Source organism: Arthrobacter sp. Y3221114, from assembly GCF_059092625.1.
This window is the reverse complement of the sequence record NZ_JBNHHW010000001.1, coordinates 734,267-752,584: the sequence shown is the minus strand read 5'-3', so window position 1 is coordinate 752,584 and position 18,318 is coordinate 734,267. Positions and strand designations below refer to the sequence as shown.

The following is an 18,318-nucleotide window of genomic DNA, read 5'->3' as shown; positions in this document are numbered from 1 at the left end:
GCCGTGGCCAATACACAAGGTTGCCACCCCCACCGTCCGGGGTCATTGATTTCGGGGCCGGGCAGCAAAACATCGCGAACGCCTCGTCCGCGCGCCGGCAATATACGTCCGGGACAGGATGACCCGGCCTCCACAGGCTGGCCTCCACACGGGCTTGTCCACCAAGACAAGCCCGTCCTGCCCGGGAATTCGCGGAGGGCACGGTAGATTGATGCAAGGAAAACGTCCGCCGCGGGAGACACAACGTGCATCTTAAATCTCTGACTGTGCGGGGCTTTAAGTCTTTTGCGTCGGCGACGACCTTCGACTTCGAGCCCGGCGTCACCGCCGTGGTCGGTCCCAACGGGTCGGGCAAGTCCAACGTGGTGGACGCCCTCGCCTGGGTGATGGGGGAGCAGGGCGCCAAAACGCTGCGCGGCGGCAAGATGGAGGACGTCATCTTTGCCGGGACGGCGGGCCGCCCGCCGCTTGGCCGCGCGCACGTGTCGCTGACCATCGACAATTCCGACGGCGCCCTGCCGATCGAATACTCCGAGGTCACCATTTCCCGCACCCTGTTCCGCACGGGCGGGTCCGAATACGCCATCAACGGCAGCAGCTGCCGGCTGCTGGACATCCAGGAACTGCTCTCCGACTCCGGGCTGGGCCGGGAGATGCACGTGATCGTCGGCCAGGGCCAGCTGGACAAGGTCCTGCACGCGACGCCGGAGGACCGCCGGGGGTTCGTGGAGGAAGCAGCCGGCATCCTCAAGCACCGCCGCCGCAAGGAAAAAACGGTGCGGAAGCTGGAGTCCATGCAGGCCAACCTGCAGCGGCTGACCGACCTCACCGGCGAGATCCGCCGCCAGTTGACGCCGCTGGGAAAGCAGGCAAAGGTGGCGCGCCGGGCCCAGCAGGTCCAGTTCGAGGTCCGCGATGCCCGTGCCCGGCTGCTCGCCGACGAGCTGGTGGAACTGAGCACCTCCCTGGCCCGGGAAGTGGCGGACGAAGCCGCGCTGAAGACCCGGCAGGCCGAGGTGGAGAAGACCCTGGAATCCGGGCGCCGGCGCCTGGCCGAGCTGGAGCGGCTGGCGGCCGAAGCCACGCCGACGCTGAACGCCGCGCGCGACAGCTGGTACCGGCTCTCGTCCACCCGCGAACGTTTCCGTGCCCTCGCCAGCCTGGCCAATGAACGACGCCGGCTGCTTGGCTCGGCGGAGCACGAACCGGAGGGCGGGCGGGATCCGGAGATCCTGGAACAGCAGGCAGCCGAGGTCCGCGAGGAGCAGGCCGAGCTGGAATTTGAGCTGGAGGACCGCCGGGCCGCACTCGACGACGCGATCGAAGAGCGCTCCGCCGCCGAGCGGGCTGCCGAGGACGAAGAGAAGCGGCTGACCGGGATCCTGCGTGCCGCCGCCGATCGGCGCGAAGGACTGGCCAAGCTGGCCGGGCAGGTGGGCGCGGCCAGGTCCCGGGTGGAGAGCGCCGAGGCCGAGCTGGGCCGGCTCCGGGCGTCGATCGGCGAGGGAGAAGAACGACGACGCCAGGCGCAGGCCGAGTTCACCGCGCTGGAGTCCCAGGTGGCCGGGGTTGAACAAGGCGAAGAGGGCCTGGACGCGGCGTACGAGGATGCCAGCGACGAACTTGCCGCCATTGAGGCGGAGCTGGAGCAGTTGCGGGCCGACGAACGCGAGGCCGAACGCGAACGCGACGCCCTCGCCGCGCGCAAGGAGGCGCTGGAAGTCGGGCTTAACCGGCGGGACGGCAGCGAGACGCTGCTGGCCTCGGGCACCGAGGGCGTGCTGGCCCCGCTGGCGGACCTGATCACCGTGGAGCCCGGCTACGAAGCGGCGATTGCGGGAGCCCTGGGGCCCCTGGCCGAGGCCGTCGCCGTCGCCGACCCCGACGCCGCCGTCCGGGCGCTGGAACTCATGAAGGCCGACGACGCCGGCCAGGTGGACCTCCTCATCGCCGGCGCGCCGGGGGCGGAGGGCGGAAGCGCCGGCGATCACGCGGAGCTCCCCGAAGGGGCCGTCCCCGCGGCTGGCTTGGTGCAGGCCAAGCGGGGCGTCGAAGGAACGGTGCGCACGCTGCTGGGCTCCGTCGTCGTCGTCGCAGACCTCCGGATGGCGGCAGGGGTCATCGCGATTGACCCGGCGCTGACCGCCGTCACTCGGGAAGGTGATATTTTCACCGCCTGCTCGGCGCGCGGCGGATCCGCCGGCGGTCCCAGCCTGCTGGAGGTGCAGGCGGCCGTGGACGAGACCATGCACCGGCTCGAAGCCGCCACGGCCCGGGCCGAGCGGGCCAAGTTCGCGATCGCCGGCGCAACCTCGCGCCGCGACGAGGCCAAGCTGCGGGCGGACGCCGCCCTCGAGCAGTTGCACGAATCCGACGCCCGGCTGGCCGCCGTCGCCGAACGCCTGGGGCAGCTGGGCTCGGCGCTGCGCTCGGCCACCGGGGAGAGCGAACGGCTGGCCAAGCTGGTGCAGGCCGCCGAGGCGAACATCGTCACCGAACAGCAGAAGCTGGCCGACATCACCGCACGGCTGGCCGCCGCGCAGGCCGCCGAGGACGCTCCGGCCGACGCCGAACCGTCCACCGAACAGCGGGACGCGCTCGCCGCGGCGGCCTCCCGGGCACGCCAGGTGGAAATGGAAGCCCGGCTGGCGCTGCGATCGGGCGAGGAACAGCTGACGGCCATCGGCAACCGGGCGGCCTCGCTGGAACGGGCCGCCGCCACGGAACGGCACGCCCGGGCGCAGGCCGCCGAGCGGGCCCGCAAGCGCCGGCTCCAGGCCGCCAAGGCCGCCGCCGTCGCACAGGGCGCCCAGGAGGCGTTGGCCTGGCTGGACGTCTCGGTGGACCTCGCCGAACGGGAACGGGACGAGGCCGAAGAGGTGCGTGCGGCGTGGGAGGCGGAGCTGTCCACGGTGCGCTCGTCGACCGACGCGCTCGCCGCCGAACTGCGCGAACTGACTGACACGGTCCACCGCGACGAGCTGGCACGGGCCCAGCAGCAGCTGAAGATCGAGGCCCTGCAGACCCGCTCCATCGAAGAGCTGGGACTGACCCCCGACCATCTGATTGCCGAGTACGGGCCGGACCAGCCGGTGCCGGTCGCCACCGCGGCGGCGAACGACAAGTGGGCCGCACTGCGGGCCCCGGTAGACGAGGAAGGCAACGCCGTCGTCGAGGGTGTTCCGTTCGTGCGCGAGGAGCAGCAGAAGCGGCTCAAAAAAGCCGAACGTGACCTGGCCGCGCTGGGCAAGGTCAACCCGCTGGCGCTGGAGGAGTTCGCCGCGCTGGAGGAACGCCATCAGTTCCTGAGCACCCAACTGGAGGACCTCAAGGCCACCCGCAAGGACTTGCTGGAGATCATCAAGGAAGTCGACGAGCGGGTGGAACAGGTCTTCACCGAGGCTTACCAAGACACGGCCGTGCAGTTCGAGCGGGTGTTCGGCCGGCTCTTCCCGGGCGGCGAAGGCCGGCTGGTGCTCACCGACCCGGAGGACATGCTCACCACGGGGATCGACGTGGAAGCCAGGCCGGCCGGCAAGAAGATCAAGCGCCTGTCCCTGCTCTCCGGCGGCGAGCGCTCGCTGACCGCGGTGGCCCTGCTGGTGGCGATCTTCAAGGCCCGGCCGTCCCCGTTCTATGTGATGGACGAGGTGGAAGCGGCGCTGGACGACACCAACCTGGGCCGGCTGATCACCATTTTCGAGGAGCTGCGCGAATCCAGCCAGCTGATCGTCATCACCCACCAGAAGCGCACCATGGAAGTGGCCGACGCGCTGTACGGTGTAACGATGCGCGGCGACGGCGTAACCACCGTCATCTCGCAGCGGCTGGAGCATGCAAAGGCACTGGTCGACTGACGTAGGAAGGCAGGCGAATTGGCGGGAATACCGGGCGAGAGAGCCCAGATGCAGACCATCGACGGATGCGAGGTCCGCATCCGGACCGTCGGCTCCGGGCCCACGGACTTCGTGCTGGTACACGGCATCGGCGTCTCCGGACGCTACTTTGAACCCCTCGCGGCCGAACTGGCCCGGCACGGCAGGGTACACCTGGTCGATCTGCCGGGCCACGGCGGAACCGCCAAACCGGAACGCGCACTCGGGCTCGTGGACTTCGCCGGGCTGGTCGAGGGGGCCGTGGGCCGCTTGGGCATAGGCCCCGCGGTGCTGGTGGGCCACTCGATGGGCTGCCAGGTCGTCGTCGAGATGGCCCTGCATCACCCGGATACCGCCACCGCACTGGTGCTGCTGGCGCCCACGGCGAACCGCCGCGAGCGCACGGCCTGGCAACACGGCCTCCGGCTGTTCCAGGACGGGTTCCGGGAACCGCTGACCGTGGACATGATCGAGGTCACCGACTATGTGCGCTGCGGGCTGCGCTGGTACCTGAAGACACTGCCGGCCATGCTCGACCAGAAGCTGGAGCAGCGGATTGCCGGCGTGCAGGTGCCGGTGCGCATCGTGCGCGGCGACCGGGACCCGATCGTCCCGCTGTACTGGTGCCGCGAACTGGCCGATGCCTGCCCGGACGCCACCGTGGACAGCATCCCGGGCGAGGCGCACGTGATGATGTTCCGTTCACCCGGCCCGGTGGCCCGGCTGTGCCTGGCCACGGCCGGATTCGACGACGCCGCCCTCATAGACCGGTCGTGAACCACCTGCTCCCGGGACTGCGGCTGGGCCGGGCCTGGCTGCTGGACTACGCCTACATCGGCTACCAGCAGGTCCGCGGGCTCTTCGACCGGACCGGCCCGGCCCGATACCGGGAGGCCGGAACCGGCCGGGCGGACCCCGTCGTCGTGCTTCCGGGCATCTATGAGTCCTGGAAGTTCATGCGCCCGCTGATCGAGCACGTCCACGGCCGCGGGCATCCGGTGCACGTGATCGAACCGTTGGGCTACAACGTGGGCAGCGTCGAGCGGATGGCCGGGCTTGTCGCCGACTACCTGCGCGGGCAGGACCTGGACAACGTGACGATCATCGCGCACAGCAAGGGTGGGCTGATCGGCAAATACGTCATGACGGGCGCGGAGTCCGGGGCGCGGGTGAAGCGCATGGTGGCGATCGGCACGCCTTTTTCCGGTTCCCGCTACGCGTCCTTCGCGGTGACGCCGATGGTCCGGGCGTTTGCGCCGAACAACCGCGTCCTGCGCCGGTTGCTGGCCAACCTGGAGGTCAACCACCGGATCGTGTCCGTCTACAGCGCGTTCGACCCGCACATTCCCGGCGGCTGCCGGCTCGACGGCGCCATCAACATCCGGCTCGAGACCAGCGGGCACTTCAAGATCATCGCCGAGGACCGCGTCCGGGAAATCATCGACCGGGTGCTGGACGGCGCGACGCCGGAATGACCGGCCCGGTCCCCGTTTCCCACGGGGCGGTGCGGACTTGGGCGCCGGGGGCGGCCATTGTCCGGCCAGCGGAGGGGCGTTAGTGTCGAAACCAAGGACCACTTCAGAGGAAAACCGGGCAGCCGCGCAGCCGTGACGGCGGTCCGGGGCAACAAAAGGAGGCAGGCATGGCCGGACACCGGTTCGATGGAGGTTCGCGATGGGTTCCGTAGTTATTTTCGCTCCCTCGCCCGTTCTCACGGTGACAGTGGAGGACGTCGAGGGCACCGCCGATATCCACCTGCACGCCGGTGGCCAAGGCGTCTGGCAGGCGCGGATGCTGACCGCCCTCGGCGCTTCCGTCACGATGTGCGCCGCGTTCTCCGGCGAGGCTGGCGGCGTGATCCGGCATCTGATCGCCGACGAGGGAGTCAAGGTCCTCCCGGTAAAGGGCGAGGGCAGCAGCGCGGCGTACGTCCATGACCGGCGGGGCGGCGACAGGGAGGTCATCGCCGAGAGCCCCGGGGAGAAACTGACCCGCCATGAGCTCGACGAACTCTACGGCCTGACCCTGCAGGCCGGGATCGAGGCGGGCACGGCGATCCTCAGCGGCGCGGTCCGCGAAGACGCCGTACCGCACGACGTCTACCGCCGGCTTGCCGCCGACCTGCGCACCGCCGGCTGCCGGGTGATCACCGACCTCACCGGCGACCGGCTCACCGCCGCGCTCGCCGGCGGCGTAACCGTGGCCAAGATCGCCGACGACGAACTGACCGAGAGCGGGCGGGCCGCCTCGGACGAACCCGAGGCGATCATCGAGGCGATGCGCGGCCTGCACGCTGAAGGGGCCGGCACCGTGATTGTCACCCGCGCGCACCTGCCGTCCCTGATGCTGCATGAAGGCGCCCTCAGCGAGATCCGGGTCCCCGAGATGCAGAGCGTGGACACCCACGGGGCGGGGGATTCGCTGACCGCCGGGGTCGCCGCGACCCTGGCCGGCGGGGGCACCATCCACGAGGCGGTGGTGCTGGGCACGGCCGCCGGCGCACTGAACGTGACCCGCCACGGCCTGGGCACCGGGGAAGAGGGCGCCATCCGGAACCTGACCAAGCTGGTGACGGTCTCGCCCTACGACGGCGGCGGGAAGGCAACAGGCCGGCAAATCAGCCCGGACGAGCTGGCGCGGAAGGTGCAAGAACAATGAGCAAGCCGAAAATGGTCCTGATCACCAACGACGACGGCATCGACGCCCCGGGCCTGCACGCCCTGGCTGCGGGGGTTTTGGAGGCCGGGCTGAACGTGACGATCGCCGCCCCGGTTGCCGAGGCAAGCGGCAGCAGCGCGTCCATCACGGCCCGGGAGGACGAGGGCCGCATCCGGATCGAGCGGCGCACGCTGCAGGGCCTCGAGTCCGTGCCGGCGTTTGCCGTGCACGGCACGCCGGGTTTCATTGCCATGATTGCGCCGCACGGTGCCTTCGGGGACGCCCCGGACCTGGTGCTCTCCGGCGTGAACCGCGGCGCGAATGTGGGCCGGGTGATCCTGCACTCCGGCACGGTCGGCGCGGCGCTGACCGCCGGCGTGAACGGCGGCCGCGGGATGGCGGTGTCGCTGGACACCGGGTTGGAGCCGGCGCAGCTGAACTGGGACACCGCGGCCCAGCTGGCCACCGGGCTGCTGCCGTACCTGATGGACCAGCAGACCGGCACCGTGCTGAACCTCAACGTGCCCAATGTGGACGGCGCCCGGCTGCCCGAATACCGGTCCGCGACACTGGCCGAATTCGGCATCGTGCAAACCACGTTGGCCGAGCGCGGAGACGAGGACCTTCGGCTGGCGATCGCGGACAGCCAGGAGGAAGCCCCGCCGGAGAGCGACTTCGCGCTGCTGGCCGCCGGCTTCGCCACGGTTACCGGAATCCAGCCGGTCACCGAGAGCGAACTGCCGGAGCTTTCGGCCACCATGGCCAGGTTGCAGTGGTAGTCGGTAAAACCCCCTGAAGGGAGGCCAAGGTCCCGCGGGGACCTTGGCCTCCCTTTTGTCCGGCGCCGGGCGTCGGAGCGCCGACCGCGGCCTCAGGGGTTTCCCGGCTTGAACCTTCGGCGTGACCGGGCGCGGCCGGCACAGCATCGGGACCGAAATACGGCATGATGTGGGAATGGCGCAGAAACAGGCAACGTCCGGGGAGCTGATGAGCGGCTTCGTGCAGGGCTTCGACTATCCGATGTACATCGTCACGGCCGCAGGGACCGGGGGCGAGCGGTCCGGCTGCCTGATCGGCTTCGCCACGCAATGCAGCCTGAAGCCGGCACTGTTCCTGGTGTGCATCTCGCAGCAGAACCGCACCCATCCCGTCGCGCTGGAGGCCGGCGTCCTGGCGGTCCACGTGCTGGAGCGCGGCCAGCGGGCGCTCGCGGAACTGTTCGGCACCACAACCGGCGACGACGTGGACAAGTTCGCGCACTGCGACTGGGTGCCCGGACCGGAGGATGTTCCGCTGCTGGCGGACGCCGTGCGCGTGCTGGTGGGACGCGTCTTGAAAAAGGTCGATCTCGGCGACCACACCGGATTCCTGCTGTCCCCGCTGGAGACGCACGGGGAGGAAGCCGCCGAACTCCTGACCTTCAGCGACGTCCAGGATCTCGACGCCGGCCATCCGGCCTAGATTCCGTCGGTGACACCGGCGGGGCGGCCCGGACGGTCACCACGACCACGCGAGGACGGAGACCTCCTCGGCTACTGCCGGGCAAGGCGCCCGCGGACCATCTCGCTGACGGCCTTGCCGTCGAAGCGGCCGGCGACCTTCTCGGTGACCGGCTTCATCACCGCTCCCATCTGCCGCATGGACAGCTCCACGCCTTCGGCTTTGAGCCCGGTGATGGTTTCATCGACGATCTCCGCCACCTCGGCCTCGGTGAGCGGCTTGGGCAGGTACGCCTCGATGACCTCGGCTTCCGCGGTTTCCGCGGCGGCCCGCTCCGGCTCCCCGGCTTCCGTGTAGATGCGCGCAGTGTCGCGGCGCTTGGCGGCTTCTTTCTGCAGCAGTGCGGTGGTCTGGGCGTCGTCCAGCTCCACCGGCGTCTTGCCGGACTTTTCCTTGGTCGCGATTTCGCCCAGTACGTTGCGGACGGTGGTCAGGGCCGTCTTGTTGCCCGCCTTCATGTGGGCGACGACGTCGGCCTGCAGCTGCTCTTTCAAACTCATGCGGTTTCCTCGTTTCGGTGGTGTGCTGTGTCAGTCGGTGGCGTAGCGGGCGACGAAGTTGCGGAGTATCCGCTGCGGAATCGTCACGGTGCGACCGCGCACCCGTTCCATGACGGCATCGGCCTGGTCCGGCGGGAAGTAGCCGGCATCGCGGTAGATCCAGATCCGGGTCAGCAGGCCGTCAACATCCAGTTCGGCGTGGAACTGCGTGGCGTAAAGGTTCTCCTGCAGCCGGAACATCTGGTTGGGGCAGTGCGCTGACCCGGCCAGGCGGACCGCGCCCGCGGGCAACACGGAGCAGGCCTCCTTGTGCCCAACGAAGGCACCGAACTCACGGGGCAGGCCGGCGAGCAGGGGATCGGCACCGCCGTCGTCAGTCAGCACAATCTGCGCTTCACCGATCGGCTCGCCGTATTGCCGGTCCACCACGCCGCCGCCGTACCGGCCCAGCGTGCCGACGCCGTAACAGGCGCCCAGGAACGGGAAATCGTGCGCGACGACGGTGTCCAGCAGCTGCTCCAGCTCGGCTTCGACGCGCAACTGGGCGGCGGACTTGAACGCGTCGTCGTCGCTGGAGGTGTAAGGGCTGCCGCCGAGGATGATTCCGCTGTAATCGTCCAGATCGATGGCCGGCATCGGTCCGGCCTCCAGCCGCACGCGGTGCAACTGGCCCGGTTCCAGGCCGCCGAAACGGGCGAAGGCCGCATACTCCTCATCGGCTGCGGTGTCTTCGGCGCGCGTGGCCAGCAGCAGGAAGGGCTTCATGCGTCGATCGTACAGTCGCCGCGGCAGGCCTTGGAACGTGGGCTGGCCGCCGGTGTCCGCCTCGGCCGCCCCGTTCCGGGTGACGCCGCGGCCGTCGCCGCCCGACCCGTGACGCGGAACGCTCAGCGGCTAGGCTAGGAACCGTGGACGCAACCATCATCATTTACGTAGTCATCGCCATTGTCGTCATCGGATTGGTGGCAACGCTGCTGCTGCGGGGACGCAGGACCCCGCCCGGCACGTACACCACCACCCGGGACGCGAATGACCCGGCCATGCCGCCTACCGGGGGCGGTACCGGCACCCTGGAAGCGCCCCGTGGACCGACGGCCCCGGCGCCGCCCCTCGGCGCACCGACAGAGGAGGAACTGCCGCCGGCCGACGTCGAAATCCCGGAGGACGCCGCCGCGCTGGAGACCATCCCGGTCGAGACGCCGGCACCGGTGCAAGGCCGCCTGTCCCGGCTGCGCGCACGGCTGGTCAAGTCCAACAACGCGCTGGGCAAGGGCCTCCTGGCGCTGCTCGCCAGCGACAAAATCGACGACGACGTCTGGGACGAGATCGAAGAGACCCTCCTGCTGGCCGACCTGGGCACCGAGCCCACGATGGAACTCGTGGACGCCCTCAAGGACCGGGCGAAGGTGGAGGGAAGCCGCAGCCCGGAGCAGGTCAAGGCCATGTTGCGCGAGGAACTGATCAAGCTGGTGGACCCGTCCATGGACCGCTCGCTGGCCGTGATGCGCCATGCTGACCGCCCCGCGGTGATGATGGTGGTGGGCGTCAACGGCGTGGGCAAGACCACCACGGTGGGCAAGCTGGCCCGCGTGCTGGTAGCCGAGGACAAGGACGTGATCCTGGGCGCCGCGGATACCTTCCGCGCGGCCGCGGCCGAGCAGTTGGCCACCTGGGGATCGCGCGTGGGCGTGCCCACCGTGAAGTCCGACGTCGATGGCGCGGACCCGGCGTCCGTCGCCTTCGAGGCGGTGAAGGCCGGCATCGAGCAGGAAGTCGATGTGGTCATGGTCGACACCGCCGGGCGCCTGCAAAACAAGGTGGGCCTGATGGACGAACTCGGCAAGGTCAAGCGCGTGATCGAGAAGCAGGCCACCGTGGACGAGGTGCTGCTGGTGCTCGACGCGACCACCGGCCAGAACGGCCTGAACCAGGCCAAGGTGTTCGCCGACGTCGTCAACATCACCGGCATCGTGCTGACCAAGCTGGACGGCACCGCCAAGGGCGGCATCGTCGTCGCGATCCAGCGCAGCCTGGGCGTACCCGTAAAACTGGTGGGCCTGGGCGAAGGCGCCGACGACCTGGCGCCCTTCGAGACCGAGGACTTCGTGGACGCGCTGCTGAACTAGCGTCAGCGGCTCAGGTCCGCTTGGCGGTTCCCGCGGCGGCCGCGGGAACCGCCGGAAATCCATCACCCGCTGTCCGAAGTCAGCCCCTGGCCGGCTCCTCGAGGGGTTTCACCAGCGTCTCGCGGCCGAAGAGCAGCCAGAGGAGCGCGGCGCCCAGCATGATCGCGCCGGTGGCACCGAAGGCCCAGGCATAATTGAGCCGGTCGGCCAGCGCTCCGGCCAGGACCGGGCCGATGATCGCACCGGCGTCGGTGCCCATCTGGAAGACGGCCAGCACCTTCCCGCCGCTGCGGTCGTTGCCGATGATGTCAGCAACGGCAGCCTGCTGCGCCGGCCCGAGCAGCCCGGATCCGAAACCGGCGATGACCGAGGCAGCCACGAACACCGGGACGGACTCGGTAAACCCGATGGCCGCGATCGCCAGCCCGGCCACGGTCAGCCCGGCAACCACCAGGGGACGGCGGCCGGCGGTGTCCGAGAGACGGCCGGAGAAGGTCAGCGCCAGCGCGTTGCCGACGGCGAAGACGGCCAACGCCAGCCCGGCCGTCTCCGGACCGGCACCCAGTACCGCCGCGGCAAAGAGCGGAATCAGCGCCATCCGGACCCCGAAGGTGGCCCAGCCATTGGCGAAAGCGGACACCACGGCGGCGCGGTACCCCGGGTCCGAGAGCGCCTCGCGCAGATCCATCGCCTCGGGAGCCGGGGCGTCGTTGCCGGTCCGGGCTGCGGGTTTCTTGAGCATGACGGCGACGACGGCTGCCGCCACGAGCAGCGCGATGGCATAGACCACGAACGGCATGCGCAGGCCGAAGCCGGCCAGCAGGCCGCCGGCCACCGGGCCGAGGATGCCGCCCATCAGGAACGTGCCGGCGTAGAGGCTGGAAACCCGACCGCGGCCGTCCGGCGGCGCCAGCCGCAGGATCAGCGCCATGGCCGAGACCGTAAACATCGTGGAGCCGAGCCCGCCCAAGCCGCGGAAAATCAGCAGCTGCCAGTAGTCCTGCGCCAGCGCGCAGGCGCCGGTCGAAGCAGCGACGATCAGCAGGCCGGTCAGGTACACCCTGCGTTCACCCCAGCGGCCCACCAGGGCGCCGCCCGCCGGAGCGAAGACCAGCCGGGCGAGGGCAAACACGCTGACGATGATGCTGGCAGCCGCGACGCCGACGTCGAAACTTGCCGCGAACTGCGGCAGGACCGGCGCCACCAGCCCGTACCCCAGGGCGATGACGAAGGCAGCGGCAACCAGCACCTTGATGTCGCGCGGAATAGGAGTAGGCGCCGGCTTGCCCGGACGCTGGTGGCCGGACAGGCTAAATTGACGCGCCGTGCGGCGGAAAACTGGCATGTCAACCAGCGTAGCCGTGGGCCGAAACAATGCCGAAACACGCCGGAAAAGCCGGTTTTACCTGCGCGGGTTTCTTGTAACGGGGCCGCAATGAAGCATCCGGTTGGCCGAAACACGCCGTCGGCAGTCTTGGTTCATCGGCGGGAAGTTGCCCGCCAACGAACGAGGGGACGTGAAAATGGATCTGTCAGCGGGTCACGTCTGGGTGATGATTTCGGCGGCCATGGTGCTGCTCATGACGCCGGGACTGGCATTTTTCTACGGCGGAATGACGCGGGCCAAATCGGCCCTGAACATGATGATGATGAGCTTCTCCGCCGTCGCGTTGGTGGCGGTGGTCTGGGTGCTGTGGGGTTACTCAATGAGCGGCGGCGAGGGCGTGGCGCAACTCTTCGGCAATCCGTTCGCCGCGTTCGGCCTGGAGGGGTTGCTCAACACCGGGGACCTGATCAGTGCCGGCTACGGTGCCACGTTCGCCATCATCACGGTGGCGCTGATCTCCGGGGCCATCGCCGATCGCGCCAAGTTCAGTGCCTGGGCGGTCTTCGTACCGGTCTGGGTCACTTTGGTTTACTGCCCGCTGGCGTTCATGGTCTGGGGCGGTGGATTGCTTGGCGCCGAGGGGGCCGTCGGTGCCTGGGCCGGAGAGGCGATCGATTTCGCCGGCGGCACGGTGGTGCACATCAACGCCGGTGTCGCCGGCCTGATCCTGGCCCTGATCCTGGGCAAGCGCAAGGGCTTCGGCAAGGACCCGGCACAGCGCCCGCACAACATTCCGCTGGTGATGATCGGTGCCGCCCTGCTGTGGTTCGGCTGGTTCGGGTTCAACGGGGGAGCGGCTGGCACGGCGGAGGAAGCCGGCTTGATCTGGGTCAACACCATGGCCGCCCCGGCAGCCGCCATCGCGGGCTGGCTGGTGACCGAGCGACTCCGCGACGGCCGTCCCACCTCCCTCGGGGCGGCTTCGGGCGTGGTCGCGGGGCTGGTGGCGATTACGCCGGCCTGCGCCAATGTTTCCCCCGTGGGGGCGCTGGGCCTAGGCCTGGTGGCCGGAGTGCTGGCCGCGCTGGCGGTCGGGCTGAAGTACCGGCTGGGCTACGACGACTCGCTGGATGTGGTGGGCGTCCACCTGGTCGCCGGCCTGGTCGGAACGCTGGCCCTGGGCTTTATCGCCCTGCCGGTCGAGGGTGCAGGCGGCGGCCTCTTCTACGGCGGCGGTGCCGCCCAATTGGGGGCGCAGGCCGTGGCGGCGGCGGTGTCCATGCTGTTCTGTGGCGTGCTGACCGTGATCATAGGCTTGGCGATCCACAAGACCCTTGGCTTCCGGGTGACCGAAGAGGATGAGGTCGCCGGCGTGGACCTCGCCCAGCACGCCGAATCCGCCTACGAATTCGGCGGCCTGGGCACCGGCGGAACCTTCATCCCGCACCCGGCAACCGACCCCAGTGCCCGCAGCACGATCAAGGAAGAGGTCAGCGCATGAAACTCGTTACAGCCATCATCCGGCCGGAAAAGCTGGACGCAGTCCGCAACAGCTTGGAAAGCTACGGAGTCCAAGGGCTGACCGTCAGCCAGGCCAGCGGGTACGGGCGCCAACGCGGCCACACGGAGGTCTACCGCGGCGCCGAATACACCGTGGACCTGCTGCCCAAGGTCCGCGTCGAGGTTCTTGTGGCGGACGACCTGGCCGACGACATCGTCGACGTCCTCGTGGCCACCGCCAACACCGGCCGGGCGGGCGACGGCAAGGTCTGGCTGGTGGATGTGCAGGAAGCGGTCCGCGTCCGCACCGGCGAACGCGGCGAGGCGGCCATCTGAGACTTCGAACCCACCGTGATGGACCCTTCCGGCACCGTGATCTCCTGGCGGTGCCGGAAGGGTTCTGTCCGTCCTGCTGATAACGACGGCGGAGCTTGGCTCTGTCCTCCGCTCGCCTCTGTCCTCCGCTCGGCTCTGCCCTCCGCGGCGCCCTCGGCACCGGGAAAACAGCTCCGGGACTGCACAGGTCGACAGCAGGGGGTTTGGCTAGCCACAGCACCGGTACGGCACCGGGCGACATAGCCGGAGTCTTGCCGCGCCACTAGGATGGGCGCCACGGCAGGCACCATGTGGGAGGAAACCTATGCAGTCCACACCAGTCCAGAAAGCCGCACGGATCTCAGCCATTGTTCTAGCCGTCCTGGCAGTCCTTGGCTTCATCCCCGGCATAACAGCCGACTACGACCAGCTCGGTATCACAGGAAACGGGCCGGACGCCCAGCTCTTCGGGCTGTTGGCCATCTCGGTTCTACACAACGTGTTGCTGCTGCTTTTCGCGGCCTTGCTCCTGGTTTCGGCAAGGCGGGCCGGTGCTTCCAAAGTCACGTTCATGGCACTGGGGCTGTTCAACCTGTTGGCCGCCCTGTACGGCCTGATCAACGCCCGATACGGATCGGAGACGTGGGTTCCGGCGGGGGTTAGCGACAACTGGTTCCATCTAGTGCTCGGCGCAGTGCTGTTCTTCCTCGGTCTGCTCAGGGGCCCGGTGGTGATCGGAAGGCCGAGGTCCGGGTAGCACCCGCCAATGTCATGGCGAGGTGCCTAACGGCCCGGCTGGTACAGCCCGCCCTACGACTCGTCCTCCACAAGCCCAGGACGGCCGGCGGCCATCCCCATACATCGAACTTTCGTTCTAGTCGGGGCCCGTGCTGCGTAGCGTTGAAGTATGGCAGCGGAACCGTTGGACGAGGCGCAGGAGCCGGAGGAAGTCTCCGGCATTCCTGCCTTGCCCGAGGACGGTGCCGCCGCGGTTTCGGTACCGGGCCGGCAGGGGTGGGCGGAGGATTGGCAGGAACTGGGTCCGGCGGAACTGGCCGGCCTGCTTGCGGGCACTGATCCGGCTACGTTAGACGACTGGTCGACCCTCGACTACCTCCAGGCTGTGCGCAAACACGAGGCCTGGACCCAGTCCCGCCGGTTGCGGGCCGTGCACCGCCTGGCGGTGCTCCGCCCGGCCACCGGCGCCGACGCCGGGGCACCGGACGGAATCTGCCGGCACGCCGCCCACGAGCTCGCGCCCATCCTGGCCGTGCCCCGCCAACGCGCGGCAGCGGAACTGGCCGACGCCCACCAGATCGCCACCTGCCTGCCCGCCACCCTCGCCGCCCTCGACCACGGCGACCTCGACCTGGACCGCGCCACCGCCATCGCCCGCAAAGGCGCCGACCTGCCGCCCGAGGTCTTGGCAGGGTACGAAGCCAAGGTCGTTCCCGGCGCCGGGACCATCACCCTCGAATCCGTCCAGGCCCGGGCCCGCACCGCCCGCGACCGGCTGCACCCCGAACCCCTCGAAACCCGGCACCAGGCAGCGATGGAACGCCGCACCGTCCAGTACCAGCCCCAGGACGACGGGATGGCCGAGCTCTACATCCGCACCAGCGCGGACAAGGCCCTGCTCGCCTACAACCTCATGCAGGCCCACGCCCGCAAACTGCAGACCGCCGACGAAACCCGCACCCTGGGCCAACTCCGCGCCGACGTCTTCACCGACATGCTTAGCCGATACCCCGACCACGCCTACCAGCCCGCCACCGACACCAAAACCACCGAAACCGCCAACGACGAAACAACCGCCAACCAAGAAGCAGCCGCCAACGGCGAAGCAGTCGCCAACCAAGCGGCAACCGGCCATGGCGAAAGAGCCGCCGACCAAGTGGCAAGCGATCCGGGACCAGCAACCGATTCCGGAACGGCAGCCGGATCGGCAACGGCAGCCGCAGCCGCAGGAACTGTACAGGGCACCACCAAAGAAACAGGCTCAGAGGTCCCGGCCGCCACCGAGACCGCGCCAGGCGCCGCCCGAGGGACCGCAGCCACCGGGACCGCAAGACAGCGGACCTGTACCTGCGGGGGCGGGAACGTGACCGCGTCCGTCGCCGTCACCGCGCCCCTTGCCACCTTGCTGCGGCTTTCCGAAGAACCTGGCGACCTCACCGGCTACGGGCCCATCCCGCCCGGAATGACCCGCGATCTCGCCGCGCTGGCCAAGTCCTGGGTGACCGTGCTCACCGACGATTACGGCCAAGCCATCGCCGCCGCCAAAGACCTGCGCCACCCGCCCGAATGGCTCAAACGCCTCGTCCGGCTGCGCGACCGCCACTGCCGCGACTACGGCTGCACCGTCCCCGCCGACCACTGCGACATCGACCACACCATCGCCTGGGAAGACGGCGGCAAAACCGTCCCCGAAAACCTCAGCGCCAGATGCAAACCCGACCACAAAACCAAACACCACGCCGGCACCACCGTCACCCAGGACCCGGACGGCACCCTCCACTTCACCACCCGCTCCGGCCACACCCACACCACCACCCCCGACGACGGCTGGGCACTCACGCTCCCCTCGGCACCCAGCGAAGGAAATGCCACGGAAAGCCCGCACGACGGAGCCAACAGCTCCCAAGGCAACACCGGCGGCGACGGAGATGCCACAGAAAGCCCGGACGAGGGAGTTGCCACAGAAAGCCCGGACGACCGGGCAAACAGTCCCCGAGAAGAGACCGGTGGCGACGGAGCCGCGGACGCGGACGACCTGTGGGACGGCATCCCGCCACCGTTCTAGGTACTCACCGTTCTAGATCTCCGTCAGGGGAGCGGCCTGTCGCTCCGGGAAGTTTCCCAGCCGGCCGGACCGTTGCTGCCGGCTTCGTATTCTTCCAGCGGAACCTCGTCCTTTTCCCAGGCCTTCAGCACAGGCTCGACTATCCGCCAGCAGTCCTCGGCGATATCCCCGCGGACGGACAGGAGCGGGTCGCCGCGCAGCACGCCTTCCAACACTTCGCCGTAGGGCAGCAGGTCGGCCGAGTGCAGGTCGGCGCTCATGACTGCCCGGTCCAGCGTGAAGATGTCGCCCGGGCCGTTCACGTCGATCTCCAATTGGAGGGTTTCCGGTCCGAGGCCAATCCGCAGCCGCGTCGGGGCGTCGATGCCCTTGAAGCCCGTTGGCAGGTGGTTGACCGGTTTGAAGGTGATGATCACTTCCTTCTGCGGCTTGCCCAAAGCCTTTCCCGAGCGCAGGATGAACGGCACGCCGGACCATCGCGAGTTGTTGATCGAAACTTCAACTTCGGCCAAGGTTTCGGTCTTCTTGGCCGGGTCCACGCCCTGTTCGGCGGCGTAGTCCGGGATGTCGCGGTCGCCGATCCGACCGGTCGTGTAGCGGGCGCGCCGCGTGCTCTTGGCGAAATCCGGGTTAACGCTGCTGGCACGGAGGACGCTGCCGATATGGTCGCGCAGGTCCCGCTCATGGATGGTGGCCGGGGCGTTCAGGGCGGTCAATGCCATCACCTGCAGCAAGTGGCTCTGGATCATGTCACGCAGCGCGCCCGCGCCGTCGTAGTAACGGGCGCGGCCCTCCAAAGCCAGCGACTCATCGTAGAAAATCTCGACTTTGGCCACATGTTCATTGCTGAGCAGCGGCTCCAGCAGGCGGTTGGCGAAGCGCAGGCCGAGGATGTTGAAGACCGTCGCCTTGCCCAGGAAGTGGTCCACCCGGTGGATATGGTCCTCCGGCACCAGCTTCAACAGCGTCTTGTTCAGCGATGCGGCCGATTCGCGGCTGGAGCCGAACGGCTTTTCCAACACCAACCGGGTTCCCTCCGGCACGTCCTCGGGCCGGAGTATCTCGCAGGCTTTCTGGCTGACCGCGGGCGGCAGGGCAAAGAACACGGCAACCGGGCCATCCAGCGCAGCCAGCAATTCCGCCAGGGCACCTTCCGCAGTCACGTCCACCGAGTGGTACCGGGTGTTTTCCTGGACGTCGATCAGTTGCCGCCGTCCGTCGTCGTTCGCGGCACCTGCGCAGGCACCGAAGGCGCCGCGGACGCGTTCCTGCCACCTGTCCTCGTCCCAGTCGTCCGAGCCAGCGCCCACCACTTTCAGTCCGCTGGTCCTGCCTTGCGCGATCAATTTGCCCAGCCCGGGCAGCAGCAGCCGGCCGGTCAGGTCGCCGGAAGCCCCCAAAATCAGCAACGTCCGGATCTGCAGCGGCCCGTCGGCAGCGGGGGAGGACACAGCCTCGGTGTGGGTCTGTTCCTGTGTCTGGGTTTGTTCAACGCTCACCTTTCCCACCTTGCCACGGCTGTACCGTTGGGGGGAACGGTCTGTCGGCAGCATGAGCGCCCGGCAGCCCGGCGTACTCCTTGCCCGCCCGCGGCGTCCTCCTTCCCCAGCCGGCCAAGGACACTCGGTCCGCACGAGAGTCAACCGGGGTGGCCGGCGCGACTGCTGCCGCGGCCAGTTGATACCCTTAAGTGCTGAACTCCGGCGCGGCCCGG

Annotated in this window: 15 protein-coding genes; 11 read left to right on the top strand and 4 right to left on the bottom strand. The window is 69.0% G+C overall.

What is annotated here, in order from left to right:
- The first annotated feature begins 245 nt into the window (after positions 1-245).
- The 6 genes from smc (at position 246) to AC5RV3_RS03410 (ending at position 7,994) form a co-directional block, all read left to right on the top strand.
- Positions 246-3,857, top strand: a complete 3,612-nt coding sequence (smc, locus tag AC5RV3_RS03435; RefSeq protein ID WP_494120906.1) for a chromosome segregation protein SMC — start codon at positions 246-248, stop codon at positions 3,855-3,857.
- A 48-nt stretch (positions 3,858-3,905) separates the two neighbouring features.
- Complete coding sequence (locus tag AC5RV3_RS03430) at positions 3,906-4,652, top strand: alpha/beta fold hydrolase (protein ID WP_494120905.1); 747 nt, start codon at positions 3,906-3,908, stop codon at positions 4,650-4,652.
- Complete coding sequence (locus AC5RV3_RS03425) at positions 4,649-5,350, top strand: esterase/lipase family protein (RefSeq protein WP_494120904.1); 702 nt, start codon at positions 4,649-4,651, stop codon at positions 5,348-5,350. Before AC5RV3_RS03430 ends, AC5RV3_RS03425 begins: the two co-directional genes overlap by 4 nt.
- Before the next feature lie 199 nt (positions 5,351-5,549).
- Positions 5,550-6,533 (top strand): 1-phosphofructokinase family hexose kinase, encoded by a 984-nt coding sequence (locus tag AC5RV3_RS03420; RefSeq protein WP_494120903.1) that lies wholly within the window; start codon positions 5,550-5,552, stop codon positions 6,531-6,533.
- Positions 6,530-7,312 (top strand): 5'/3'-nucleotidase SurE, encoded by a 783-nt coding sequence (surE, locus tag AC5RV3_RS03415; RefSeq protein WP_494120902.1) that lies wholly within the window; start codon positions 6,530-6,532, stop codon positions 7,310-7,312. The genes AC5RV3_RS03420 and surE overlap by 4 nt, the downstream gene beginning before the upstream one ends.
- 175 nt (positions 7,313-7,487) lie before the next feature.
- Positions 7,488-7,994 carry a flavin reductase family protein gene (locus AC5RV3_RS03410; RefSeq protein ID WP_494120901.1) on the top strand — a complete coding sequence of 169 codons (507 nt, stop codon included), beginning with the start codon at positions 7,488-7,490 and terminating at the stop codon, positions 7,992-7,994.
- A 71-nt stretch (positions 7,995-8,065) separates the two neighbouring features.
- Here the strand turns inward: AC5RV3_RS03410 and AC5RV3_RS03405 are convergent, their stop codons facing one another.
- Both AC5RV3_RS03405 and AC5RV3_RS03400 read right to left on the bottom strand, forming a co-directional pair.
- A complete protein-coding gene (locus tag AC5RV3_RS03405) occupies positions 8,066-8,533 on the bottom strand; it encodes a GatB/YqeY domain-containing protein (protein ID WP_494120900.1) in 468 nt (155 codons plus the stop codon).
- 30 nt (positions 8,534-8,563) lie between these two features.
- A complete protein-coding gene (locus AC5RV3_RS03400) occupies positions 8,564-9,298 on the bottom strand; it encodes a glutamine amidotransferase (RefSeq protein ID WP_494120899.1) in 735 nt (244 codons plus the stop codon).
- A 143-nt stretch (positions 9,299-9,441) separates the two neighbouring features.
- Here AC5RV3_RS03400 and ftsY point away from each other — a divergent pair, with 143 nt between their 5' ends.
- Complete coding sequence (ftsY, locus tag AC5RV3_RS03395) at positions 9,442-10,659, top strand: signal recognition particle-docking protein FtsY (protein ID WP_494120898.1); 1,218 nt, start codon at positions 9,442-9,444, stop codon at positions 10,657-10,659.
- Positions 10,660-10,738: 79 nt separating this feature from the next.
- On the opposite strand, the gene AC5RV3_RS03390 is transcribed toward ftsY, so the two are convergent.
- Complete coding sequence (locus AC5RV3_RS03390; protein ID WP_494120897.1) at positions 10,739-12,004, bottom strand: MFS transporter; 1,266 nt, start codon at positions 12,002-12,004, stop codon at positions 10,739-10,741.
- A 178-nt stretch (positions 12,005-12,182) separates the two neighbouring features.
- On the opposite strand from AC5RV3_RS03390, the gene AC5RV3_RS03385 reads away from it, so the two are divergent.
- The 4 genes from AC5RV3_RS03385 to AC5RV3_RS03370 all read left to right on the top strand — a co-directional run bounded on the left by AC5RV3_RS03385 (position 12,183) and on the right by AC5RV3_RS03370 (position 16,604).
- Positions 12,183-13,487 (top strand): ammonium transporter, encoded by a 1,305-nt coding sequence (locus AC5RV3_RS03385; RefSeq protein ID WP_494120896.1) that lies wholly within the window; start codon positions 12,183-12,185, stop codon positions 13,485-13,487.
- Positions 13,484-13,822 (top strand): P-II family nitrogen regulator, encoded by a 339-nt coding sequence (locus AC5RV3_RS03380; protein ID WP_494108489.1) that lies wholly within the window; start codon positions 13,484-13,486, stop codon positions 13,820-13,822. The genes AC5RV3_RS03385 and AC5RV3_RS03380 overlap by 4 nt, the downstream gene beginning before the upstream one ends.
- 304 nt (positions 13,823-14,126) lie before the next feature.
- Positions 14,127-14,558: a DUF4383 domain-containing protein gene (locus AC5RV3_RS03375; protein ID WP_494120895.1), complete on the top strand. Its 432-nt coding sequence runs from the start codon at positions 14,127-14,129 to the stop codon at positions 14,556-14,558.
- A 150-nt stretch (positions 14,559-14,708) separates the two neighbouring features.
- Positions 14,709-16,604: an HNH endonuclease signature motif containing protein gene (locus AC5RV3_RS03370; RefSeq protein WP_494120894.1), complete on the top strand. Its 1,896-nt coding sequence runs from the start codon at positions 14,709-14,711 to the stop codon at positions 16,602-16,604.
- Positions 16,605-16,627: 23 nt separating this feature from the next.
- Here the strand turns inward: AC5RV3_RS03370 and AC5RV3_RS03365 are convergent, their stop codons facing one another.
- On the bottom strand, positions 16,628-18,022 hold the full coding sequence (locus tag AC5RV3_RS03365; RefSeq protein WP_494121026.1) for a glucose-6-phosphate dehydrogenase: 1,395 nt from the start codon (positions 18,020-18,022) through the stop codon (positions 16,628-16,630).
- Positions 18,023-18,318: the final 296 nt, after the last annotated feature.

Excerpts from the sequence above, each read along its gene's own strand:
- AC5RV3_RS03380 (WP_494108489.1), top strand. The coding sequence starts at position 13,484 with ATGAAACTCGTTACAGCCATCATCCGGCCGGAAAAGCTGGACGCAGTC.
- AC5RV3_RS03375 (WP_494120895.1), top strand. The coding sequence starts at position 14,127 with ATGCAGTCCACACCAGTCCAGAAAGCCGCACGGATCTCAGCCATTGTT.
- AC5RV3_RS03390 (WP_494120897.1), bottom strand. The coding sequence starts at position 12,004 with ATGCCAGTTTTCCGCCGCACGGCGCGTCAATTTAGCCTGTCCGGCCAC.
- AC5RV3_RS03405 (WP_494120900.1), bottom strand. The coding sequence starts at position 8,533 with ATGAGTTTGAAAGAGCAGCTGCAGGCCGACGTCGTCGCCCACATGAAG.
- surE (WP_494120902.1), top strand. The coding sequence starts at position 6,530 with ATGAGCAAGCCGAAAATGGTCCTGATCACCAACGACGACGGCATCGAC.
- AC5RV3_RS03420 (WP_494120903.1), top strand. The coding sequence starts at position 5,550 with ATGGGTTCCGTAGTTATTTTCGCTCCCTCGCCCGTTCTCACGGTGACA.
- AC5RV3_RS03385 (WP_494120896.1), top strand. The coding sequence starts at position 12,183 with ATGGATCTGTCAGCGGGTCACGTCTGGGTGATGATTTCGGCGGCCATG.
- AC5RV3_RS03370 (WP_494120894.1), top strand. The coding sequence starts at position 14,709 with ATGGCAGCGGAACCGTTGGACGAGGCGCAGGAGCCGGAGGAAGTCTCC.
- AC5RV3_RS03410 (WP_494120901.1), top strand. The coding sequence starts at position 7,488 with ATGGCGCAGAAACAGGCAACGTCCGGGGAGCTGATGAGCGGCTTCGTG.
- AC5RV3_RS03430 (WP_494120905.1), top strand. The coding sequence starts at position 3,906 with ATGCAGACCATCGACGGATGCGAGGTCCGCATCCGGACCGTCGGCTCC.
- AC5RV3_RS03400 (WP_494120899.1), bottom strand. The coding sequence starts at position 9,298 with ATGAAGCCCTTCCTGCTGCTGGCCACGCGCGCCGAAGACACCGCAGCC.